Source organism: Falsiroseomonas sp. E2-1-a20 (assembly GCF_051433195.1).
Classification (GTDB): Bacteria; Pseudomonadota; Alphaproteobacteria; order Acetobacterales; family Acetobacteraceae; genus Falsiroseomonas.
The window spans coordinates 279,064-300,743 of sequence record NZ_JBHMFT010000003.1; the positions used below are offsets into that span (position 1 = coordinate 279,064).

Annotated in this window: 21 protein-coding genes; 19 read left to right on the forward strand and 2 right to left on the reverse strand. The window is 67.2% G+C overall.

What is annotated here, in order from left to right:
* Nucleotides 1-2 precede the first annotated feature (2 nt).
* The 19 genes from ACFHPP_RS05900 (at nt 3) to ACFHPP_RS05990 (ending at nt 20,537) form a co-directional block, all read left to right on the forward strand.
* Nucleotides 3-623, forward strand: coding sequence for an NADH-quinone oxidoreductase subunit C (locus tag ACFHPP_RS05900; RefSeq protein ID WP_437162445.1), 621 nt, complete (start codon nt 3-5; stop codon nt 621-623).
* A 29-nt stretch (nt 624-652) separates the two neighbouring features.
* Nucleotides 653-1,858, forward strand: a complete 1,206-nt coding sequence (locus ACFHPP_RS05905; RefSeq protein ID WP_437162446.1) for an NADH-quinone oxidoreductase subunit D — start codon at nt 653-655, stop codon at nt 1,856-1,858.
* A 62-nt stretch (nt 1,859-1,920) separates the two neighbouring features.
* A complete protein-coding gene (locus ACFHPP_RS05910; RefSeq protein ID WP_437162447.1) occupies nt 1,921-2,526 on the forward strand; it encodes a complex I 24 kDa subunit family protein in 606 nt (201 codons plus the stop codon).
* A gap of 3 nt (nt 2,527-2,529) precedes the next feature.
* Nucleotides 2,530-3,840, forward strand: coding sequence for an NADH-quinone oxidoreductase subunit NuoF (gene nuoF, locus ACFHPP_RS05915; RefSeq protein ID WP_437162334.1), 1,311 nt, complete (start codon nt 2,530-2,532; stop codon nt 3,838-3,840).
* A gap of 4 nt (nt 3,841-3,844) precedes the next feature.
* Nucleotides 3,845-5,911 (forward strand): NADH-quinone oxidoreductase subunit NuoG, encoded by a 2,067-nt coding sequence (gene nuoG, locus ACFHPP_RS05920; protein ID WP_437162335.1) that lies wholly within the window; start codon nt 3,845-3,847, stop codon nt 5,909-5,911.
* A 5-nt stretch (nt 5,912-5,916) separates the two neighbouring features.
* Complete coding sequence (gene nuoH / locus ACFHPP_RS05925) at nt 5,917-6,924, forward strand: NADH-quinone oxidoreductase subunit NuoH (RefSeq protein ID WP_437162336.1); 1,008 nt, start codon at nt 5,917-5,919, stop codon at nt 6,922-6,924.
* Nucleotides 6,925-6,927: 3 nt separating this feature from the next.
* On the forward strand, nt 6,928-7,416 hold the full coding sequence (gene nuoI, locus ACFHPP_RS05930; protein ID WP_430670975.1) for an NADH-quinone oxidoreductase subunit NuoI: 489 nt from the start codon (nt 6,928-6,930) through the stop codon (nt 7,414-7,416).
* A gap of 11 nt (nt 7,417-7,427) precedes the next feature.
* Nucleotides 7,428-8,123 carry an NADH-quinone oxidoreductase subunit J gene (locus ACFHPP_RS05935; protein WP_437162337.1) on the forward strand — a complete coding sequence of 232 codons (696 nt, stop codon included), beginning with the start codon at nt 7,428-7,430 and terminating at the stop codon, nt 8,121-8,123.
* Complete coding sequence (gene nuoK, locus ACFHPP_RS05940) at nt 8,123-8,434, forward strand: NADH-quinone oxidoreductase subunit NuoK (RefSeq protein WP_430670973.1); 312 nt, start codon at nt 8,123-8,125, stop codon at nt 8,432-8,434. Before ACFHPP_RS05935 ends, nuoK begins: the two co-directional genes overlap by 1 nt.
* A gap of 4 nt (nt 8,435-8,438) precedes the next feature.
* Nucleotides 8,439-10,358: an NADH-quinone oxidoreductase subunit L gene (gene nuoL, locus ACFHPP_RS05945; RefSeq protein ID WP_437162338.1), complete on the forward strand. Its 1,920-nt coding sequence runs from the start codon at nt 8,439-8,441 to the stop codon at nt 10,356-10,358.
* Nucleotides 10,355-11,866 (forward strand): NADH-quinone oxidoreductase subunit M, encoded by a 1,512-nt coding sequence (locus tag ACFHPP_RS05950; RefSeq protein WP_437162339.1) that lies wholly within the window; start codon nt 10,355-10,357, stop codon nt 11,864-11,866. The genes nuoL and ACFHPP_RS05950 overlap by 4 nt, the downstream gene beginning before the upstream one ends.
* Nucleotides 11,867-11,871: 5 nt before the next feature.
* Nucleotides 11,872-13,287 (forward strand): NADH-quinone oxidoreductase subunit NuoN, encoded by a 1,416-nt coding sequence (gene nuoN, locus ACFHPP_RS05955; RefSeq protein WP_437162340.1) that lies wholly within the window; start codon nt 11,872-11,874, stop codon nt 13,285-13,287.
* Complete coding sequence (locus ACFHPP_RS05960) at nt 13,284-14,006, forward strand: biotin--[acetyl-CoA-carboxylase] ligase (RefSeq protein WP_437162341.1); 723 nt, start codon at nt 13,284-13,286, stop codon at nt 14,004-14,006. Before nuoN ends, ACFHPP_RS05960 begins: the two co-directional genes overlap by 4 nt.
* Nucleotides 14,007-14,010: 4 nt before the next feature.
* Nucleotides 14,011-14,826 (forward strand): type III pantothenate kinase, encoded by an 816-nt coding sequence (locus tag ACFHPP_RS05965; protein WP_437162342.1) that lies wholly within the window; start codon nt 14,011-14,013, stop codon nt 14,824-14,826.
* Nucleotides 14,827-14,928: 102 nt separating this feature from the next.
* Nucleotides 14,929-16,566, forward strand: a complete 1,638-nt coding sequence (locus ACFHPP_RS05970) for a ribonuclease J (protein WP_437162343.1) — start codon at nt 14,929-14,931, stop codon at nt 16,564-16,566.
* A 4-nt stretch (nt 16,567-16,570) separates the two neighbouring features.
* Nucleotides 16,571-16,870, forward strand: coding sequence for a DUF1467 family protein (locus tag ACFHPP_RS05975; protein ID WP_437162344.1), 300 nt, complete (start codon nt 16,571-16,573; stop codon nt 16,868-16,870).
* Between the two features lie 431 nt (nt 16,871-17,301).
* Nucleotides 17,302-18,606: a proline--tRNA ligase gene (proS, locus tag ACFHPP_RS05980; RefSeq protein ID WP_437162345.1), complete on the forward strand. Its 1,305-nt coding sequence runs from the start codon at nt 17,302-17,304 to the stop codon at nt 18,604-18,606.
* Nucleotides 18,607-18,610: 4 nt separating this feature from the next.
* A complete protein-coding gene (locus tag ACFHPP_RS05985) occupies nt 18,611-19,861 on the forward strand; it encodes a lipoprotein-releasing ABC transporter permease subunit (RefSeq protein ID WP_437162346.1) in 1,251 nt (416 codons plus the stop codon).
* The gene (locus tag ACFHPP_RS05990; protein ID WP_437162347.1) at nt 19,854-20,537 is read left to right on the forward strand and encodes an ABC transporter ATP-binding protein; all 684 of its coding nucleotides are present in this window, start codon (nt 19,854-19,856) and stop codon (nt 20,535-20,537) included. The genes ACFHPP_RS05985 and ACFHPP_RS05990 overlap by 8 nt, the downstream gene beginning before the upstream one ends.
* 7 nt (nt 20,538-20,544) lie before the next feature.
* Here ACFHPP_RS05990 and ACFHPP_RS05995 read toward each other — a convergent pair whose 3' ends face one another.
* On the reverse strand, nt 20,545-21,015 hold the full coding sequence (locus tag ACFHPP_RS05995) for a nucleoside deaminase (protein ID WP_437162348.1): 471 nt from the start codon (nt 21,013-21,015) through the stop codon (nt 20,545-20,547).
* Nucleotides 21,012-21,653: a hypothetical protein gene (locus tag ACFHPP_RS06000; RefSeq protein ID WP_437162349.1), complete on the reverse strand. Its 642-nt coding sequence runs from the start codon at nt 21,651-21,653 to the stop codon at nt 21,012-21,014. The genes ACFHPP_RS05995 and ACFHPP_RS06000 overlap by 4 nt, the downstream gene beginning before the upstream one ends.
* Between the last annotated feature and the right edge of the window lie 27 nt (nt 21,654-21,680).

Here is a 21,680-nt window from a genome sequence, read left to right on the forward strand (position 1 = left end):
AATTGGGCACCGCGATCGCGGAGGCGGCGGGGCCCGCGGTGGTCGAGGTGTTCGTCGAGCGCGGCACTGAGCTTGTCGTGCGCGCGCGGCGCGAATCGCTGGTGCCGCTGATGGCGATGCTGCGCGACGATTCGCGCTTCGGCTTCGAGCAGTTGATGGATCTGTGCGGCGTCGACTGGCCGGAACGCGCGGAGCGTTTCGAGGTTGTGTGCAACCTGCTGTCGCTCGCCACCAACCGCCGCGTGCGCGTGGTGGTCTCGACGGATGAGGCGACGCCGGTGCCGAGCCTGTCCGGGCTATGGCCAGTGGCGACCTGGTATGAGCGCGAGGCCTGGGACATGTACGGGATCGTGTTCGAGAACCAGCCGGACCTGCGCCGCCTGCTGACCGACTACGGCTTCGAGGGGCATCCGCTGCGCAAGGACTTCCCGCTGACCGGGCATGTGCAGGTTCGCTACGACGAAAGCCGCAAGCAGGTGGTGAATGAGCCTGTGGTGCTGACGCAGGATTTCCGCACCTTCGATTTCCTTTCGCCCTGGGAAGGCATGACCACGCTTCCAGGTGACGAGAAGGTGCACCTGACGCGGACGGAACGTGGCCAGATCGAAGGTCCGAAAGCATGAGCACGGAACTGATCTCCGGCCTGCCGCAGATGGACGGCCCGAACGCCTCCCAGAAGCTGTTCGACGCCGAGACGCACACCATCAATTTCGGCCCGCAGCACCCGGCGGCACATGGCGTGCTGCGCCTCATCCTCGAGATGAAGGGCGAGGTGGTGGAGCGTGCCGATCCGCATATCGGCCTGCTGCATCGCGGCACCGAGAAGCTGATCGAGTACAAGACGTACCTCCAGGCGATGCCCTACATGGACCGGCTGGATTACGTCTCGCCGATGTGCATGGAACACAGCTACGTGCTGGCGGTGGAGCGGCTGCTCGGCATCGAGAACGATGTGCCGCTGCGGGCGAAGTGGATTCGAACGATGTTCGCGGAGATCACGCGAATCCTGAATCACCTGCTGAACGTGACGACCTATGCGCTCGACGTCGGCGCCATCACGCCGTCGCTGTGGGGCTTCGAGCAGCGCGAGCATCTGCTGGAGTTCTACGAGCAGGTCGGCGGCTCCCACTACCACGTGAACTACTTCCGCGCCGGTGGCGTCTCGCGCGACCTGCCGGCGGGGCTGGAGGATCGGATCGGCATCTGGTGCCGGCAGTTCCCGGCCTTCCTCGACAAGCTCGAAGGGCTGCTGACGGAGAACCGCATCTTCAAGCAGCGCACCGTGGATATCGGCGTGATGTCGGCGGAACAGGCGATGTCCTGGGGCTTCAGCGGGCCGTGCCTGCGGGCCTCCGGCTGCGCCTGGGACCTGCGCAAGTCGCAGCCCTATGAGATGTACGAGCAGCTCGACTTCGAGATTCCCGTTGGTGTGCAAGGCGATTGCTACGACCGCTACCTGGTGCGGATGCAGGAGATGCGGCAGAGCCTGCGCATGATCGAGCAGTGCCTGACGCATATCCGTCCGGGGCCGGTGAAGATCGCGGACAACAAGATCTCGCCGCCGTCGCGCGGCGAAATGAAGCGCTCGATGGAAAGCCTGATCCACCACTTCAAGCTCTACACCGAGGGCTATCACGTGCCGGAAGGGGCAACCTACACCGTGACCGAAGCGCCGAAGGGTGAGTTCGGCGTCTACATGGTGGCAGACGGCACCAACAAGCCGTACCGCTGCAAGATCCGCGCACCCGGCTTCGCGCATCTCCAGGCGATGGAGGCGCTTTCCAAGGGGCACATGCTGGCCGATGCGGTGGCCATCATCGGCAGCCTCGATATCGTCTTCGGGGAGATCGACCGGTGAGCGTCGATGAGGGAGTGCAGTCGCCGGGCGGCGGCTGGTCCGCGACCCATGCGGGCGACCAGATGCCGCGCGTGCAGCCGAGCCACTTCGCCTTCGACGAGGCGAGCGAGGCGCAGATCAGCAAGATCCTGGCACGCTATCCGGTAGAGAAGCGGGCTTCCGGCGTGATCCCGCTGCTGTATGTGGCGCAGCGCCAGATGGGCCGCGATACCGGCAGCGCCTGGGTGCCGAAGGTAGCGATGGATTTGATCGCGGAGCGGCTCGGCATGGCGCCAATCCGCGTCTACGAGGTCGCGACCTTCTACTTCATGTTCAACATGAAGCCGATCGGCCGGCACCACCTGCAATTGTGCGGCACGACGCCGTGCATGCTGCGCGGCTCGGACGATGTGATGCGCGCCTGCCACGATGCGGGTCATGTGAAGGTCGGCGAGACCTCGCCCGACGGGCTGTTCACGCTGACCGAGGTCGAATGCCTCGGCGCCTGCGTCAACGCCCCAGTGCTGCAGGTGGATGACGACTATTACGAGGATCTCGACTACGACCGCACCGTGGCGCTGCTCGAGGCGCTGAAGCGCGGCGAGACGCCGGCGCCGGGCAGTACGATCGGGCGCCAGACCAGCGCGCCCGAGGGCGGCCCGCTGACGCTTGTCGAGGGGAGGGAATAGGCGATGGCACTCTCCGACAAGGACCGCATATTCACCAACCTGTACGGCATGCAGGATTGGCGCCTGCCGGCGGCACAGATGCGCGGCAACTGGGATGGCACGGGCGGGATCCTCGCCAAGGGTCGTGACTGGATCATCGAGGAGATGAAATCCTCCGGCCTGCGCGGCCGTGGCGGCGCAGGGTTCCCGACCGGCATGAAGTGGTCCTTCATGCCGAAGCAGGCGAGCGAGCGGCCGCACTACCTGGTAGTGAACGCCGACGAGTCGGAGCCTGGCACCTGCAAGGATCGCGACATCATCCGGCACGATCCGCACACGCTGATCGAGGGCTGCCTGATCGCGGGCTTCGCGATGGGCGCGCATGCCGGCTACATCTACATCCGCGGCGAATACTACAACGAGAGCCTGGTGCTGGAGGCGGCCATCGAGGAGGCCTACGCGGCGGGGCTGCTGGGCGCCAACGCAGCCGGGTCCGGCTGGGACTTCGACCTGTATGTGCATCGCGGCGCGGGCGCCTATATCTGCGGCGAAGAGACGGCGCTGATCGAGAGCCTCGAGGGCAAGAAGGGCATGCCGCGGCTGAAGCCGCCCTTTCCGGCGGCGGTCGGCCTCTATGGCTGCCCGACCACGGTAAACAACGTCGAGACCATCGCGGTGGTGCCGACCATCCTGCGTCGCGGCGCCGCGTGGTTTGCGGGCTTTGGCCGCCCGAAGAACTCCGGCACGAAGATCTTCTGCATCCAGGGCCATGTGAACAAGCCCTGCAACGTGGAGGAGGAGATGAGCATCCCGATGCGGGAGCTCATCGAACGCCACGCCGGCGGTGTGCGCGGTGGCTGGGACAATCTGATGTGCGTGATTCCGGGTGGCAGTTCCACGCCGCTGCTGCCGAAGCATATCTGCGACGACGTGCTGATGGATTTCGACGCGCTTCGCGAGCACAAGTCGGGCCTCGGCACGGCGGGCGTGATCGTCATGGACAAATCGACCGACATCGTCCGTGCCATCGCCCGCCTGTCGCGCTTCTACAAGCATGAGAGCTGCGGCCAGTGCACGCCGTGCCGTGAGGGCATGGGCTGGGTCAGCCGCATGATGGACCGGATGGTGCAGGGCCGCGCGGAGGTCGAGGAGATCGACGTGCTGGAGGAAGTGACGCGGCGCATCGAGGGGCACACGATCTGTGCGCTCGCCGATGGTGGCGTATGGCCGGTGCAGGGCCTGATCCGGCATTACCGTCCGGTGATGGAAGCGCGCATCGCCGAGTACAAGGCACGGCATGCCAGGCCGGCGGCTCTGCCGCTGGCGGCGGAGTAAGGTCATGGCGAAGGTCACGGTCGACGGGATCGAAGTTGAGGTCCCGAACGGCGCCACGGTGCTGCAGGCCTGCGAGGCGGCGGGCAAGGAAATCCCGCGCTTCTGCTACCATGAACGCCTGAGCGTCGCCGGGAATTGCCGGATGTGCCTGGTGGAAGTGGAGAAGGCACCGAAGCCCGTCGCCTCCTGCGCCTATCCGGTCGCGGATGGCATGGTGGTGAAGACAGACAGCCCCGTCGTGCGCAACGCGCGGCGCGGCGTCATGGAATTCCTGCTGATCAACCACCCGCTGGACTGCCCGATCTGCGACCAGGGCGGCGAGTGCGACCTGCAGGACCAGGCCGTCGGCTACGGCATGGACCACAGCCGCTACCGCGAAGCCAAGCGCTCCGTGAAGGACAAGTATGTCGGGCCGCTGATCAAGACGATCATGACCCGCTGCATCCACTGCACGCGCTGCGTCCGCTTCGCCGCCGAGGTTGCCGGCGTCCCGGAGATGGGCGCGACGGGTCGTGGCGAGTCCATGGAAGTCGGCACCTATGTCGAGAAGGCGCTGACCAGCGAGCTGTCGGGCAATTTGATCGACATCTGCCCGGTTGGCGCGCTGACCTCGCGCCCCTACGCCTTCGTCTCGCGGCCGTGGGAGTTGCGGAAGACGGAGGGGATCGACGTGCTGGACGCCACCGGCACCAACATCCGCATCGACACGCGCGGGCCGGAAGTGCTGCGCATCATCCCGCGCATCAATGACGACGTGAACGAGGAGTGGATGGCCGATCGCGGCCGCTTCTCCTTCGATGGGCTGAAGCGCAAGCGGCTGGACAGGCCCTGGATTCGCGTGGACGGGCGGCTGAAGGCGGCGAGCTGGGAGGAGGCTTTCGCGGCGATCGCGGCGCGGTTGAAGGGCCTTCCTGGCGAACGCATCGGGGCCATCGCCGGCGACCTGGTCGATGCCGAGAGCCTGTTCGCGCTGAAGGCGCTGATGGTGAAGCTGGGCTCTGCAAACCTGGACTGCCGGCAGGATGGCGCGGCGCTCGACACGACGCGGCCGGATTTCTACCGCTTCAACACGACGATCGCCGGGATCGAGGAAGCGGATGCGCTGCTGATCATCGGCAGCAATCCGCGAACGGAATCCCCCGTCATCAACGCGCGCATTCGCAAGCGCTGGGCCGCGGGACGCTTCCCGGTCGGGCGCATCGGGCCGGCGGGGCTGGACCTGACCTATGGTCATGAGCATCTGGGCGAGGGCCCGGCTGCGATCCGTGCCCTGCTGGATGGCTCGCATCCGTTCATGGACACGCTGCGCAGCGCAAAGAAGCCGATGGTGCTGCTCGGGCGCGGGGCGCTGGCGCGTGCGGATGGGCTGGCGGTGCTGGCCGCGGCCTGGGCCGTGGCGACCGCGGCGGATGCGCTGCGACCGGATTGGCACGGCTTCAGCCTGCTGCATCTGTTCGGCGGGCAGGTGGGCGCGCTGGAACTCGGCTTTCTGCCGGGTGCCGGCGGCAAGGACCTCGGCCAGATGCTGAGCGGCGGCGTCGATGCGCTGTGGCTGCTCGGCGCCGATGCGCTGGAGCCGGGGGCGATTCCGCCGGCGACTTTCGTGATCTACCAGGGACATCATGGCGACCGCATCGCGGGCCGTGCCGATGCGATCCTGCCGGGCGCGGCCTACACCGAGAAGGACGGCACCTGGGTGAACACCGAGGGGCGCGTGCAGCGCGGCCACCTGGCGGTGTATCCGCCGGGCGAGGCGCGCGAGGATTGGCGCATCATTCGCGCAGCCAGCGCAGCGCTGGGTGCGACGCTGCCCTTCGACACGCTGGCGCAGCTGCGGGACGCGATGCCGCTCCGCGAGACCTTCGAACGGCCGTTCTGCGCCGATGCGGCCGGCCCGGCGGGTGATACCGGCGCCATGGACGACGCTCCCTTCGTGCTGCCGCTGGTGAACTACCACCAGGCGGATGTGATCTCCCGCGCCTCCGACGTGATGGCGCAATGCGCGGCGACCTACGGCGCCGCCGTACCGCATCAGGCTGGCGCGGCTTACGCCGCGACCGCGGCGGAGTAGCAGGAATGGATGCTTTCCTCGCCACGCCGGTCGGCGTGCTGGCGCTGACGGTGGCGCAGGCGATGGCACTGCTGGTGCCGTTGCTGCTGGGCGTCGCCTACCTCACCTGGGCGGAACGCAAGGTGCTGGCGGCGATGCAGATGCGGAAGGGGCCGAACGTCGTAGGCATCTTCGGCATGCTCCAGCCCTTCGCCGACGCCATCAAGATGCTGATGAAGGAGACCATCATTCCGTCCGGCGCGTCGCGCGCGCTGTTCATCATGGCCCCGATGATCACCTTCATCCTGGCGATGCTGGCCTGGGCGGTGATCCCGGTGAATGACGGCTGGGCGATCGCCGACATCAACGTGGGCATCCTGTACCTGTTCGCAATCTCCTCGCTCGGCGTCTATGGCGTCATCATCGCGGGCTGGGCGTCGAATTCGAAGTACGCATTTCTTGGCGCCCTGCGCAGCGCGGCGCAGATGGTCAGCTACGAAGTCTCCATGGGCTTCGTCATCGTCACCGTGCTGCTGTGCGTGGGCTCGCTGAACCTGTCGGCCATCGTGCGGGCGCAGGAGGGAATGTGGTTCATCTTCCCGCTGTTCCCGATGTTCGTCATCATGTTCATCAGCGCGCTGGCCGAAACCAACCGCGCGCCGTTCGACCTGCCGGAAGGCGAGAGCGAGCTGGTCGCGGGGTTCTTCGTCGAATACTCGTCCATGTCCTTCGCGCTGTTCTTCCTCGGCGAATACGCGAACATGATCCTGATGAGCGCGCTCATCACCATCCTGTTCCTCGGCGGCTGGTATGGGCCGTTCGGGTTGCTGCCGGCGCTCGGGCCGCTGTGGTTCGTTCTGAAGATCTGCTTCTGCCTGTTCGTCTTCGTCTGGGTCCGCGCGACCTTTCCCCGTTATCGCTACGACCAGTTGATGCGGCTGGGCTGGAAGGTGTTCCTGCCGTTCAGCCTGGTGTGGCTGGTGCTGACCGCGGCCGTGCTGAAAATCTTCGGCTGGCTGCCGGTAGGAGTCTGATCCATGGCAACCCTGGACCGCGTCGCCCGCAGCCTGTTGCTGACCGAGTTGGTCGGCGGCATGGCGTTGACGCTGAAGCAGTTCTTCAGCCGCAAGGCGACCATCAACTACCCGTATGAGAAGACGCCGCTGTCGCCGCGCTTCAAGGGCGAGCACGGGCTGCGTCGCTATCCGAACGGCGAGGAACGCTGCATCGCCTGCAAGCTGTGCGAGGCGGTCTGCCCGGCACTGGCGATCACCATCGAGGCCGAGCCGCGCGAGGACGGGTCCCGCCGCACCACGCGCTACGACATCGACATGACGAAGTGCATCTACTGCGGCATGTGCGAGGAAGCCTGTCCGGTGGACGCCATCGTCGAGGGCCCCAACCTGGAATTCGCCACCGAGACGCGGTCCGAGCTGCTGTATGACAAGGCCCGCCTGCTGGACAACGGCGATCGCTGGGAAGCCGTCCTGGCCAAGCGCCTCGAACTCGACGCGCCGTATCGCTGAAAGACGGGACGATGATCGCCGCCCTAGCCTTCTATGTCTTCGCCGCCGTGCTGATCGCCAGCGCGGTCATGGTGGTGACCAGCCGCAACCCCGTGCATTCCGTGCTGTTCCTGATCCTAGCCTTCTTCAACGCGGCGGCCCTGTTCCTTCTGGCGGGTGCCGAGTTCCTGGCGATGATCCTTGTCATCGTGTACGTGGGCGCGGTCGCGGTGCTGTTCCTGTTCGTCGTGATGATGCTGGATGTGGACTTCTCCGCGATCCGGGAGGGTTTCCAGCGCTACGCGCCGATCGGCGCTGTGATCGGCGCGATCCTGTTCCTGGAGCTGATCTTCGTCTTCGGGTCCTGGACCTTCGCGGAGGAGGCGACGGCACTCCGGCTGAACCCGACGCCGGCGGGCGTGGACAACACGCGGGCGATCGGGCGCATCCTCTATACGGATTTCGTCTGGCTGTTCCAGCTTTCGGGGCTGATCCTGCTGGTGGCCATGATCGGTGCCATCGTGCTGACGCTGCGTGGCAAGCCGGCGTCCAAGCGGCAGGACATCTCGAAGCAGGTGTCGCGCGCGGGCAGCGTTCAGCTGCGCCAGGTACGCAGCGGCGCGGGCCTCGGCGAGATCGGCATCGAGCGGCCGCCGGTCGATGCGCCCAAGCCCGCGAAGCAAGTGGAACATCATGATTCCCAAGCCAGCGGCGGGGGGCACCACTGATGCTGGCCATCGGCCTCGCGCACTACCTCACGGTCGGCGCCATCCTGTTCGTGCTGGGCATCCTCGGCATATTTCTGAATCGCAAGAACATCATCGTCATCCTGATGTCGGTCGAACTCATCCTGCTGTCGGTGAACCTGAACCTGGTCGCCTTCTCGGCGCAGCTGGGTGACCTGACCGGCCAGATCTTCGCCATGTTCATCCTGACGGTCGCGGCGGCGGAGGCAGCCATCGGGCTCGCCATCGTCGTCATCCACTTCCGCAACCGCGGCACGATCGAGGTGGACGACGTGTCCACGCTGAGGGGCTGAACCGATGTTCGTGGGCGCGATTTTCTTCCCACTGCTCGGGGCCTGCATCGCCGGGTTCTTCGGGCGCTGGATCGGCGACAAGGCGGCGCAGTGGGCGACCGTGTTCTGCATGGCGCTGGCGGCCGGCTGCGGCATCGCCGCCTTCATCCAGGTCGCACTGGCCAGCAACCCCGGCGTGGCGCCGCTGTTCACCTTCATCGATGTCGGCGGCTTCGAGGTGTCCTGGGCGCTGCGCTACGACACGTTGAGCGTCGTGATGGTGGCGATGGTCACCTTCATCTCGACGCTGATCCACCTGTATTCGGTGGGCTACATGTCGCACGACGCGACGATCCCGCGCTTCTTCGCCTACCTGTCGCTGTTCACCTTCATGATGCTGATGCTGGTGACGGCGGACAACCTGGTGCAGCTCTTCTTCGGCTGGGAAGGCGTAGGCCTCGCGAGCTACCTGCTGATCGGCTACTGGTATGAGAAGGACAGCGCGAACAAGGCGGCGATGAAGGCCTTCATCGTCAACCGCGTCGGCGACCTGTTCTTCATGCTCGGCCTGGCGCTGACCTTCTGGACCTTCCAGTCCGTCGAGTTCGATACGATCTTTGCCGCGAATGAGCGGGTGCGGGACGCCACCTTCCTTGGCCTGCCGTCGCTGGAGGTGATCGCGCTGCTGCTGTTCCTCGGCGCCTGCGGCAAGTCCGCGCAGATCGGGCTGCACACCTGGCTGCCGGATGCGATGGAGGGCCCGACCCCGGTCTCCGCGCTGATCCATGCGGCGACGATGGTGACGGCGGGCGTGTTCCTGATGGTGCGCATGTCGCCGGTGCTGGAGTACGCGCCGGTGACGCTGACCGTCATCACCATCGTCGGCGCCACCACGGCGATCTTCGCGGCGACGATCGGCTGCGTGCAGAACGACATCAAGCGCATCATCGCCTATTCGACCTGCTCTCAGCTTGGCTACATGTTCTTCGCGGTCGGCGTCGGCGCCTACCAGGCGGCGATGTTCCATCTGTTCACGCACGCCTTCTTCAAGGCGCTTCTGTTCCTGGGCGCCGGCAGCGTGATCCATGCGATGTCGGACGAGCAGGACATCCGGCGGATGGGCGGCATCTGGCGCAAGATCCCGATGACCTACGGGCTGATGTGGATCGGCTCGCTGGCGCTGGCGGGCGTGCCGTATTTCGCCGGCTACTACTCGAAGGACATGGTGCTGGAGGTAGCCTATGCGGCGCACAGCAACGCCGGCATGTATGCCTTCGGCATGGGCCTGCTCGCGGCCTTCCTGACCGCCTTCTACTCCTGGCGCCTGATCATCCTGACCTTCCACGGCACGCCGCGGGCGGACCACCACACCATGGAGCACGTGCATGAAAGCCCGTGGACCATGATGGTGCCGCTGTTGCTGCTCGGCGTCGGCGCGGTGATGGCGGGCTACGAGTTCTACGGGCTGTTCGTGGGCGAGCATCAGGCGCATTTCTGGAACGGCTCGATCTTCACCGCGGCCACCAACCAGGTGCTGGAACATGCGCACCATGTGCCGGAATGGGTGCCGCTGGCGCCGACCGTGGTGGGCGTCGCGGGCATCCTGCTGGCCTATGTGATGTACATGTTCGTCCCCAGCCTGCCGGGCAAGCTGGCCGCCAGCTTCGCCGGCGTGCACCGCTTCCTGCTGAACAAGTGGTACTTCGACGAACTGTACGACGCGATCTTCGTCCGGCCGGCGATGCACATCGCCCGCGCGCTGTGGAAGACCGGCGACGGCCGCCTGATCGACGGCATGCCCAACGGCGCGGCGGCCATGGCGGTCGGCGTCGCGGGCGGCGCGGTCCGGCTGCAATCCGGGCGGGTTGCGAGCTATGCCTTCACCATGATCATCGGATTGGTGTTGTTCGTGAGCCTGCTCCTGGTTGGGATGCCTTCCCGATGAATGCCGCCGGGTTTCCCCTGCTGAGCCTCGTCACCTTCCTGCCGCTGGTCGGCGCGCTGATCATCATGACGGTGCGCGGGGAGGAAGCGGTGGTCGCCCGCAACGCGCGCTGGACCGCGCTGTGGGCCAGCCTGATCACGCTGGCGCTGTCGCTGCTGCTGTGGGGCGGCTTCGACCAGACCACGGCGGAGTTCCAGTTCGTGGAGCGCGCGCAGTGGCTGCCGGAATTCGGCGTCGGCTACCACATGGGCGTGGACGGCATCTCCGTGCTGTTCATCCTGCTGTCCACCATCCTGACGCCGCTGTGCATCCTGGCGTCGTGGGAAAGCGTGCAGACCCGCGTGCGGGAGTACATGGTCGCCTTCCTCGTGCTCGAATCCATGATGATCGGCATGTTCGCCGCGCTGGACTTCGTGCTGTTCTACATCTTCTTCGAGGCCGTGCTGATCCCGATGTTCCTGATCATCGGCATCTGGGGCGGTGCGCGGCGGGTCTATGCCGCGCTGAAGTTCTTCCTCTACACGCTGGCGGGCAGCCTGCTGATGCTGCTGGCGATCCTGGCCATCTGGTACCAGGCCGGCACCACGGACATCCCGGCGCTGATGCAGCAGACCTTCTCGCCGCAGATGCAGTTCTGGCTGTTCCTGGCCTTCTTCGCCTCCTTCGCCGTGAAGGTGCCGATGTGGCCGGTGCACACCTGGCTGCCGGATGCGCATGTGGAGGCGCCGACGGCGGGCTCCGTCATCCTGGCCGGCGTTCTGCTGAAGATGGGGGCGTATGGCTTCCTGCGCTTCTCGCTGCCGCTGCTGCCGCAGGCCTCCGCCGACTTCGCGCCGCTGATCTTCGCGCTGAGCGTCATCGCGGTGATCTACACCAGCCTGGTGGCCCTGGCGCAGGAGGACATGAAGAAGCTGATCGCCTATTCGTCCATCGCGCATATGGGCATCGTGACTCTCGGCATCTTCACCTTCACGGCGCAGGGCCTTTCGGGCGCGCTGTTCACCATGCTGAGCCATGGCGTGGTTTCCGGCGCCTTGTTCCTCTGCGTCGGCGTGCTGTACGACCGGGTGCATTCGCGCGAGATCTCCCGATACGGTGGCGTCGCCAAGGTGATGCCGGCCTATGCGCTGGTGTTCATGGTGTTCACCATGGCGAGCGTCGCACTTCCCGGCCTTGCAGGCTTTCCGGGCGAACTCCTGGTGATCGTCGGCGCCTTCCGGGTGAACCCCTGGGTCGCCCTTGGCGCCGCGATGGGCATGATCCTGGGCGCGGCCTATGCGCTGTACCTGTATCGCCGCGTCATCTTCGGGAAGATCGTGCGGGACGACCTCAAGGCGCTGCTCGACCTCAGCCCGCGGGAATACGCCACCTTCGCGCCGCTGATCCTGCTGACGATCTGGATGGGGGTCTATCCGTCCTCCTTCCTCAACTTCTTCGAGGCGACCGTGGCCGCGCTTCTGGCGCGCCACGAAGCGGCGCTGGGCGCCGCACGACTGGCCGGGATGTGAGCGCGATGAACTGGGAACTGGCCACGCCGGAAATCGTCCTCGGCGTCCTCGGGCTGCTGGTGCTGGTGGGGGGCGTGATCCCGAAGCGGGAGACGTTCTTCCCCGTCTCCATGGCGGTGATCGGCGGCCTCGTGCTGACGGCGGTGCTGGTGATGGGGCAGGGGGATGGGACGGCCTTTCTCGGGCAATACGTCTCGGACGCCTTCAGCCGCTTCGCGAAGGTGCTGATCCTGCTCGGCGCCGCGGGTGGCCTGGTTCTGGCGCTGGACTTCAACGAGAAGGCCGGCATCGGCCGCTTCGAATACGCCGTGCTGATGCTGTTCGCGACCGTCGGCATGATGGTGATGGTCTCGGCCAACGACCTGATGTCGCTGTATATCGGGCTCGAGCTGCTGTCCCTGTCGCTCTACGTCATCGCGGCCTTCGACCGCGACAATCCGCGCAGCGCGGAGGCCGGGCTGAAGTACTTCGTGCTCGGTGCGCTGGCTTCGGGCCTGCTGCTGTACGGCTCCTCGCTGATCTACGGCTTCTCGGGCAGCACCAATTTCTACCAGATCGCCGATGCGCTGGTCGGCGGGCAGGCCGGGATGGGGCTGGTGGTCGGGCTGGTCTTCGTTCTCGCCGGGCTGTGCTTCAAGATCTCGGCTGTGCCCTTCCACATGTGGACGCCCGACGTGTACGAGGGCGCGCCGACCCCGGTGACGGCCTTCTTCGCCACGGCACCGAAGGTGGCGGCCATCGCGCTGCTGATGCGTGTGCTGGCCGGGCCGTTCCAGGATCTGGCGGGGCAGTGGCAGCAGGTGATCTGGGTGGCCTCGGTGGGCTCCATGCTGCTGGGCGCCTTCGCCGCCATCGGGCAGCGCAACATCAAGCGGCTGATGGCCTATTCCTCCATCGGCCATGTCGGCTACGCGCTGATGGGCCTGGCGGTCGCCAGCGATGTCGGGCTGCGCGGCGTGCTGGTCTACATGGCGATCTACATGGTGACCTCCATCGGCACCTTCGCGGTGCTGGTCGCCATGCGCCGCCGCGGCAGGGCGCTGGAGCAGGTGGATGATCTGGCCGGCCTCGGCCGCACCGATCCAGCGATGGCGATGTGGATGGCGGTGTTCATGTTCTCCATGGCCGGAATTCCGCCGCTCGCCGGCTTCTTCGGCAAGCTCTACGTGTTCCTGGCGGCGGTGCAGGGCGGCTACTGGGTGCTGGCCGCGGTCGGCATCGGCACCAGCGTGGTCGCCACCTACTACTATCTGCGCATCGTCAAGGTGATGTACTTCGATGCGGGGGAGGAGGCGCTGGATGCGCGCCCGGCGGGTCTCACCGTCGTCATGGCCGGCACCGGCATCCTGACGGTCCTGTTCTTCCTGTTCCCGGCGCCGATCATCGCGCTCGCGCAGGCGGCGGTGGCGTCCCTGCTGTGATCGGTGTTCCGCCTGGTTGGCGGCTGCGGGTGCATGAGAGCCTGACCTCGACCAGCGACCTGCTGCTGCGACTCGCGGCGGCCGGGGAGCCGGAGGGGCTGGCGGTGCTGGCGCGGCGGCAGACCGGCGGACGTGGGCGGGACGGAAGGCGCTGGGAAAGCCCGGCGGGCAACATGTACCTGTCCGTGCTGCTCCGCCCGGCCGGGCCGGCGCGGGAGGCCGGGCAATGGTCCCTGCTGGCGGCGGTGGCGCTGGCGGATGCGCTGGCTGGCTTCGCCCCGGACCCCACGGCCATCGCGCTGAAATGGCCGAATGACGTGCTGCTTGATGAGGCCAAGCTCGCCGGACTGATCTGCGAAAGCGCCGCGGATGCAGAGGGCCGGATGGAATGGCTGGTCATCGGCCTCGGCGCCAACCTTGCGGTGGCGCCGGCGCTGGAGGATCGGGCGACCACCTGCCTCGGCGCCGTCCCGCCGGAGGATGTGGCGGTGGCCCTGCTGGCCGCGCTGGATCGCTGGCGGCGGGCCTGGCTGGTCGAGGGGTTCGGTGCGATCCGCACCGCCTGGATGGCACGCGGGCCGAAGCTGGACGCGCACCTGGCGATCCGCGGCAGCATCGCCGGGCGCTACGCCGGGCTGGCCGAGGATGGCAGCCTGCTTCTGGCGACGGGCGGCCGTGTGCATGCCATTGCCAGCGGCGAGATTGCAGGGGCGGGCTGATCAGATGCTGCTGGCGGTGGATGCGGGCAATACCAACGTCGTCTTCGCCGTGCATGACGGACGCGAGTGGCGCGGGCGCTGGCGCATCCGCACCGATGCGGAACGCACCTCCGACGAGTACGCGGTGTGGCTGCTCACGCTGTTGCAGCATTCGCGCCTGAAGCCAGCCGAGATCGATCGCTGCGTCATCGGCACGGTGGTGCCCGCCGCGCTGTACAATCTGCGCCGCCTGTCGCGCGAATGGTTCGACTGCGAGCCGCTGATCGCGCGCGCCAACCTCGACTGGGGCTTTGATATCCGCGTCGACGCACCGCATGAGGTGGGCGCGGACCGCCTGCTGAACGCACTGGCGGCGCATCAGCGCTATGGCGGGCCGCTGATCGTCATCGATTTCGGCACCGCGACCACCTTCGACGTGGTCGGCATCGATGGCGCCTATCTCGGCGGCGTCATCGCGCCGGGCATCAACCTGTCGATCGAGGCGCTGCACCGGGCCGCGGCGCGGCTGCCGCGGATCGGCATCGGCAGGCCGCAGGCGGTTGTCGGGCGGAATACGGTGGCGGCGATGCAATCCGGCATCTATTGGGGCTATGTCGGGCTGATCGAGGGCATCGTCGCCCGGATCCGGGCGGAGCAGGAGGAACATCCGGTCGGCAATCTGAAGGTGATCGCGACGGGTGGCCTTGCGCCCCTGTTCGCCGAAGGCACCACCGTGATCGAAACGACCGACCAGGATACGACTTTGGACGGGCTGCGCCTGTTGGCGAGCCGCAATCCCGCCCCCATCTTCACCCGTACCGCGCGACGCGACGACCCCTGACGCGACCCCTGGCGCCCATGATGGCGACGGGGCGGCGCAGCAGGCGAGACGACGCGAAGCGCCACGAGATCGAACACGCTACACAAGAATGGAACAACAAGAATGACTGGTGACCTCGCCTTCATCCCGCTCGGCGGGACGGGGGAAATTGGACTCAACTTCAACGTCTACCGCTGCGATGGCGCGCTCCTGGCGGTGGATTGCGGCCTTGGCTTCGGGGGCTCGGAGCATCCGGAAGTCGACGTCATGGTGCCGGACCCGGCCTGGCTGGCGGAACGGCGCGACAAGCTGGTGGGGCTGGTGATCACCCACGCGCATGAGGACCATGTCGGCGCCGTCGCCCACCTGTGGCCGAAGCTGCGCTGCCCGATCTATGCCGGGCCGTTCACCGCCTCCGTCCTGCGCCGCAAGCTCGGCGAGGCGGGGCTGCTGCAGCAGGCGGAGATCATCACCATCCCGCTCGGCGGCCGCTGGAAGCTTGGCGCCTTCGACCTGGAGTTCCTGCGGGTCGCGCACTCCATCGTGGAGCCGCAGGCGCTGGCAATCCGCACCAGGCACGGCACCATCCTGCACACCGGCGACTGGAAGCTGGACCCGAACCCGCTGATCGGCCCGCCGACGGATGAGGCCGCCTTCGGGCGCCTGGGCGACGAAGGCGTGCTGGCCATGGTCTGCGACAGCACCAATGCGATGGTCGAGGGCCATTCCGGCAGCGAGGCCGAGGTGCGGCGCAACCTGGCGGCGCTGATCAAGGGGCTCAAGGGCCGCATCGCCGTCTCCTGCTTCTCCACCAACCTGGCGCGCATCGAATCCATCACCCTGGCGGCCCGCGCCGCGGGGCGGGAGGTGGCGCTGTTCGGGCGGTCCTTGCGCAACGCCGATGCCTCGGCGCGGGAATGCGGCTACCTGAAAAGCCTGCCGCCCTTCCTGACCGAGGACGAGGCGAACGACGTCTCCGATGACCGCCTCCTGGTCATCTGCACCGGCAGCCAGGGCGAGCCGCGCAGCGCGCTGACCAAGATCGCGGCCGACACCCACCCGCACATCTCGATGGGGGAGGGTGACATCGTGATCTATTCCTCCCGCATGATCCCGGGCAACGAGCGCGCGATCCTGCGGGTGCAGGACGAATTGTCGCGCGCCGGCGTGCGGGTGATGACGGCGGAGGACCACATGGTCCACGTCTCCGGCCACCCGGCGCGGGACGAGCTGAAGCGGCTGTACCAGCTGGTGCGGCCGAAATACGCGGTGCCGGTGCATGGCGAATGGCGCCACATGAACGAGCACGCCAACCTGGCCGAGAGCCTGGGCGCCATCGCCCATGTCATCGAGGATGGCGACGTGCTGCGCCTGGCGCCCGGCAAGGTAGATGTGGTGGAGAGCGTGCCGGTCGGGCGGCTGGCCATCGATGGCGACCGACTGCTGCGGCTGGATGGCGACGTGCTGGCGGCGCGCAAGAAGATGCTGCTGAACGGCGTCATCGTGGCATCCTTCGTGGTGGACGGCTCGGGCAAGGTACTCGGCCGGCCGCAGATCTCGGCACCCGGCCTGTTCGAGGAGACCGGCGAGGAATCCGGCCAGATCGCCGCCGACCTGGCGCGGGCGGTGACGGAGATGCCGGGCAATCTGAAGCGCGAGGACGGGCTGCTGCGGGAAGCGGCGCGGACCGCGGTGCGCAAGGCGGTGGGGCGGCGCATGCGCAAGCGGCCCTCCATCGAGGTGCACCTGATGCGGGTTTGAGACGATGAGCCTGCTCGCGGGGATCTTCGTCTACCTTCTGATCTGGTGGACGGCGCTGTTCATCGTGCTGCCCATCGGCACGCGTCCGGTGGACGCCGCGGTGGAGGATGGCGGCTGGCGCGGTGCGCCGGAACGCCCGCTGATCCTGCGCAAGGTGGTGGGGACGACGGTGCTGGCCGCGATTCTGTGGCTTGGGGTCTTCGCCGTGGTCGAAAGCGGCTGGGTCAGCTTCCGTGAGGGCTGGTGGGCCTATACCGGCCCGGGCAGTTCCGCGGTACTGCCGGGGCGCCCTGCACAAAATTAAGGCGGCAAACCCGCCTCCCCGCGGGTGCCGCCTCTTTAACTGGCAACTCAGTTTTGGAAGCCTGTTTTTTGGCTTCCGGTGGCGGCGTTTATTGTTGTGCCGCCTTGGTGCTGGGGCCAATCTAGGTTCCAGAGGGAGGTTGATCCTCCTTCTGCCGTGTGACTGGCGTTTCCTCCCTAAACTCGGGCTGCACCCTAGCGGGTGCGGCCCGTCTTTTTTGGACCCAGTCCGAACTTGTTGCAAGCAGTTTCTTAAGGTCCGGAGCGCCTTTTCGCTCTTTCCTTGCCTGAATGACAGGGGCCACGTATTTTTGTTGCTGCGGTGCAGCACCCACACGGGGGCGGGGACGCCTTCGGCTGCCGGCATGGCTGGCGCCGCAGCGGGGCGGGCACTAGGTTGCGCTGCCCCACCGTCCTTTTAGGAGCCGCGTCTTGCGCCTCTCCCGTGCGTTCCTGCCCACCCTGAAGGAAACCCCGGCCGAGGCGACCATCGCCTCGCACCGGCTCATGCTGCGCGCCGGCCTGGTGCGACAGACCTCGGCCGGCATCTATGCGTGGCTGCCGCTCGGCTGGCGGGTGCTGCAGAAGATCGAGCAGGTGGTGCGGGAGGAGCAGGACCGCGCCGGCGCGCAGGAAATCCTGATGCCGACCATCCAGTCGGCCGACCTCTGGCGCCAGTCCGGCCGCTACGACGCCTACGGGCCGGAAATGCTGCGCCTGAAGGACCGGCATGAGCGGGACATGCTGTTCGGCCCGACCAACGAGGAAATGGTTACCGACATCTTTCGCGGCTACGCCAAGAGCTACCGCGATCTTCCCCGCAATCTCTACCACATTCAGTGGAAGTTCCGGGACGAGGTGCGGCCGCGCTTCGGCGTGATGCGCGGGCGCGAATTCCTGATGAAGGATGCCTATTCCTTCGACCTGACGAAGGAAGGCGCGCAGCACAGCTACCGCCAGATGTTCCTGGCCTATCTGCGCACCTTCGCCCGAATGGGCCTGAAGGCGGTGCCGATGCGCGCCGATACCGGCCCGATCGGCGGCAACCTCAGCCACGAATTCATCATCCTGGCGGAGACCGGCGAGTCCCAGGTCTTCGTCAGCCAGGACTTGCTCGACCTCGACGCCCTGGCGGCGGCGCCGAACTACGGCGCCGACCTGACCGCGGCGGTCGATGCCTGGACCAGCCACTACGCCGCCACCGAGGAAATGCACGACCCGGCCGCCTGGGAACAGGTGCCGGAAGCGAAGCGCGTCTCGGCGCGCGGCATCGAGGTCGGCCACATCTTCTACTTCGGCACCAAGTATTCCGCGACGATGGGCCTTTCGGTGCAGGGCGCCGATGGCAAGCCGGTGGTGCCGGAGATGGGCAGCTACGGCATCGGCGTGTCCCGCCTGGTCGGCGCCACCATCGAGGCGAACCACGACGAGGCCGGCATCAAGTGGCCGGATGCGGTGGCGCCGTTCAAGGCGGTGGTGATCAACCTGAAGCAGGGCGACGCGGCCTGCGACGCGCTGTCCGAGCGCATGTACGCCGCGATCCCGGAGGCGCTGTACGACGACCGCACCGAACGCGCCGGCCCGAAATTCGCCGATGCGGATTTGATGGGCCATCCCTGGCAGGTGGTGGTGGGCCCGCGCGGCGCGGCCGCTGGCGTGGTCGAACTCAAGCGGCGCGCCACGGGGGAGAAGCAGGAAGTCTCGCCCGAGGATGCCCTCGCGAAGATTCTCGGCTGACCGCATGTTCAACGCCTTCGAACGCGCCATCGCCTTCCGCTACCTGCGCGCCCGCAAGGGGGAGCGTTTCGTCTCGGTCATCGCGATCTTCTCCCTGGTCGGTATCGCCCTGGGTGTCGCCACGCTGATCATCGTGATGTCGGTGATGAACGGCTTCCGGATCGAGCTGCTGGGCCGCATCCTTGGCCTCAACGGGCATCTGGGCGTGCACGGGATCGAGCGGCCGCTGAGCGACTATGATGCGATCGCCGGGCGCATCCGCGCGCTGCCGGGCGTGGTCTCCGCCACGCCCATCGTCGAAGGGCAGGTGCTGCTGACCAGCGAGCAGGGCGGCGCCTCGGGCGGGCTTGCGCGCGGCATCAAGCCTGAGGATCTGCGGGCGCGGGGGCTCGTCGCGCAGAGCATCATGGCGGGGTCGCTGGATCGCTTCGAGGGCGAGGACGCCATCATCATCGGCACGCGCCTGGCGCAGCGCCTGCGGATCACGGTGGGGGACAAGCTGACGCTGGTCTCGCCACAGGGCCGCACCACGGTGTTCGGCACGGTGCCGCGCGTGCGCGCCTACAGCGTCGTGGCGCTGTTCGAAGTGGGCATGCAGGAATACGACAGCAGCTTCGTCTTCCTGCCGATGCCGGCGGCGCAGGTGTTCTTCCAGACCGGCGACGCGGCGAGCCAGATCGAGGTCTTCGTGCAGGATCCCACCGGCGTCCGAGCGGTGACGCGGGCGATCCGGGCGGAGTTGGGCGACACGCCGGTGCGGATCGTCGATTGGCAGGACGCCAATTCCAGCTTCTTCGCCGCGGTGCAGGTGGAACGCAACGTGATGTTCCTGATCCTGACGCTGATCATCGTGGTGGCGGCGTTCAACATCGTCAGCTCGCTGATCATGCTGGTGAAGGACAAGGGGCGCGACATCGCGGTGCTGCGCACGGTGGGCGCCACCAGCGGGTCCATCCTGCGCATCTTCCTGCTGTGCGGCGCCAGCGTCGGCGTGCTCGGCACGCTGATCGGCTTCACCGTAGGGCTGGTGTTCTGCCTGAACATCGAAGCCATCCGCCAGGCGATCCAGGCCCTGTCGGGCACCGAGCTGTTCAACGCGGAGGTCTATTTCCTGACGCGGCTGCCGGCAGTGGTCGACCCCAGGGAGGTGATGCAGGTGGTCGGCATGGGCCTCGGCCTGTCGCTGCTGGCGACGATCTATCCCAGCTGGCGCGCGGCCAAGACCGACCCGGTGGTGGCGCTGCGCAATGAGTGAGCCGGCCCCCCTCGAACTGCGCGCCGTGGTCCGGAAATTCCGCACCGAGGCGGGTGAGCTGGCCGTGCTGACCGGCGCCGACCTGACCCTGGTGGCCGGCGAGATCGTGGCGCTGGTCGCCCCCTCCGGCACCGGAAAATCCACGCTGCTGCACCTGGCGGGGCTGCTGGAGCGGCCGGATGGCGGGGAGGTCTTCTTCGCCGGAAAGCCCGTGGGCACGCTGGGCGACGATGCGCGCACCGCGATCCGCCGCGGCGGCATCGGCTTCGTCTACCAGTTCCACCACCTGCTGCCGGAATTCTCCGCCATCGAGAACATCGCCCTGCCGCAGATGGCCGCCGGCGTCGCGAAGACGGACGCCGAGGCGCGGGCGCGGTCCCTGCTGGCCGATTTCGGGCTGCAGGGGCGGGAGCAGCACCGGCCGGGCAAGCTCTCGGGCGGCGAGCAGCAGCGCGTTGCCATCGCCCGCGCCCTGGCCAACAAGCCGCGCGTGCTGCTGGCGGATGAGCCGACCGGCAACCTTGATGTCGCGACCGCCGACCGCGTCTTCGCGGAATTGATGGAGGCGGTGCGCGGGCAGGGGATGGCGGCGCTGATCGCGACGCACAACCCGGATCTGGCGCGGCGGATGGACCGGGTGGTGACGCTGCGGGATGGGCGGGTGGTGGCGGCCTGAGGGCCGGCTACCAGTAGCCGCGATGCGGCACCTCGGCCTCGTCCTCCAGCAGCGGGCCGACCACCTCGATCCTCCGCTGGCCGGCGGCGAAGACCTCCCGGCACGGCAGGTCCAGGGTGAGGTTCTCCGGATGAGGGCCGATCAGCGCTTTCAGGCGGCGCTCGGACAGGCCGTAGACGACGCGGCCGATGCCGGCCCAGTAGATGGCGCCGGCGCACATGGCGCAGGGCTCCGCGCTGCTGACCAGCGTCGCGGCGGCGCGGACCTCGGGCGACAGCTCGACGCAGGCGCGGGTGGCGATCAGGCGTTCCGCATGGCCGGTGCCGTCGCCATGCGGGTGGAAGGCATTCGCCTGGTCCAGCAGCACCGTGCCATCCGGGTCCACCAGCAACGCGGCGAAGGGATGCTGGCCGGCCTCGCGGGCCTGCCGCGCCAGGTCGAAGCTGCGGCGCAGAAGGCGATGCTCCGCGTCGCTCAACGCGAGTCCATCCGCTGGCGCTTCTCGACGATGATGAAGTGCAGGTCCTTCAGATGCGCGGCCGGGGTGAAGGGGAAGGTGCCGATCACCTCCCGCACCCCGAACTGCGCGCCGCCGATCCGGTTGAGCAGCGCCACCAGTTCCTCCCGCTCGGCGCCGAAGGGGTCCAGTTCCGTCACCGCCTTGGGGGCGTTCTGGTCGGTATGCTCCAGCAGCATCACGCCGCCGACCCGCAGGCACGAAGCCCAGGCGGTGAAGCACTTTTCCGGATCGTAGCTGTGGTCGTAGGAGTTGCTGTAGATGAAATCCACGGATTCCAGCCATTCCGGCTTGGTGTCGTGGAAGTCCCATTGGATGGTGTGGGGGAAGTCCTTGGCGGTCGGGCTGATCTCGGTGCCGATCACCTCGATGCCCAGCTGTTCGCGCATCCATACCTGTTCGTAGCCGCGGCGGGTGCCATGGCACAGGCCGAAGCGCAGCGGGTCGATGTGTTCGCGCAGCCAGTTGGACAGGAAGCCGATTGTCTCCCGGTGCACCCAATGGGCGTGTAGCTTGCGGCGGTTGCCGGCCTCCTGCACCGCCCTGTACTTCTCGTAGTCGAATTTACCGTCGGGGGTGAGGTAGCTATGCAGTTTCATCAGGCGGGCCTCGGCGGATGCAATTGG

Bases quoted from the DNA above. Each gene is read 5' to 3' on its own strand.
- ACFHPP_RS05905 (WP_437162446.1), top strand. From the start codon at position 653: ATGGACGGCCCGAACGCCTCCCAGAAGCTGTTCGACGCCGAGACGCAC.
- ACFHPP_RS05910 (WP_437162447.1), top strand. From the start codon at position 1,921: ATGCCGCGCGTGCAGCCGAGCCACTTCGCCTTCGACGAGGCGAGCGAG.
- nuoF (WP_437162334.1), top strand. From the start codon at position 2,530: ATGGCACTCTCCGACAAGGACCGCATATTCACCAACCTGTACGGCATG.
- nuoG (WP_437162335.1), top strand. From the start codon at position 3,845: ATGGCGAAGGTCACGGTCGACGGGATCGAAGTTGAGGTCCCGAACGGC.
- nuoH (WP_437162336.1), top strand. From the start codon at position 5,917: ATGGATGCTTTCCTCGCCACGCCGGTCGGCGTGCTGGCGCTGACGGTG.
- nuoI (WP_430670975.1), top strand. From the start codon at position 6,928: ATGGCAACCCTGGACCGCGTCGCCCGCAGCCTGTTGCTGACCGAGTTG.
- ACFHPP_RS05935 (WP_437162337.1), top strand. From the start codon at position 7,428: ATGATCGCCGCCCTAGCCTTCTATGTCTTCGCCGCCGTGCTGATCGCC.
- nuoK (WP_430670973.1), top strand. From the start codon at position 8,123: ATGCTGGCCATCGGCCTCGCGCACTACCTCACGGTCGGCGCCATCCTG.
- nuoL (WP_437162338.1), top strand. From the start codon at position 8,439: ATGTTCGTGGGCGCGATTTTCTTCCCACTGCTCGGGGCCTGCATCGCC.
- ACFHPP_RS05950 (WP_437162339.1), top strand. From the start codon at position 10,355: ATGAATGCCGCCGGGTTTCCCCTGCTGAGCCTCGTCACCTTCCTGCCG.
- nuoN (WP_437162340.1), top strand. From the start codon at position 11,872: ATGAACTGGGAACTGGCCACGCCGGAAATCGTCCTCGGCGTCCTCGGG.
- ACFHPP_RS05965 (WP_437162342.1), top strand. From the start codon at position 14,011: ATGCTGCTGGCGGTGGATGCGGGCAATACCAACGTCGTCTTCGCCGTG.
- ACFHPP_RS05970 (WP_437162343.1), top strand. From the start codon at position 14,929: ATGACTGGTGACCTCGCCTTCATCCCGCTCGGCGGGACGGGGGAAATT.
- ACFHPP_RS05975 (WP_437162344.1), top strand. From the start codon at position 16,571: ATGAGCCTGCTCGCGGGGATCTTCGTCTACCTTCTGATCTGGTGGACG.
- ACFHPP_RS05985 (WP_437162346.1), top strand. From the start codon at position 18,611: ATGTTCAACGCCTTCGAACGCGCCATCGCCTTCCGCTACCTGCGCGCC.
- ACFHPP_RS05990 (WP_437162347.1), top strand. From the start codon at position 19,854: ATGAGTGAGCCGGCCCCCCTCGAACTGCGCGCCGTGGTCCGGAAATTC.
- ACFHPP_RS06000 (WP_437162349.1), bottom strand. From the start codon at position 21,653: ATGAAACTGCATAGCTACCTCACCCCCGACGGTAAATTCGACTACGAG.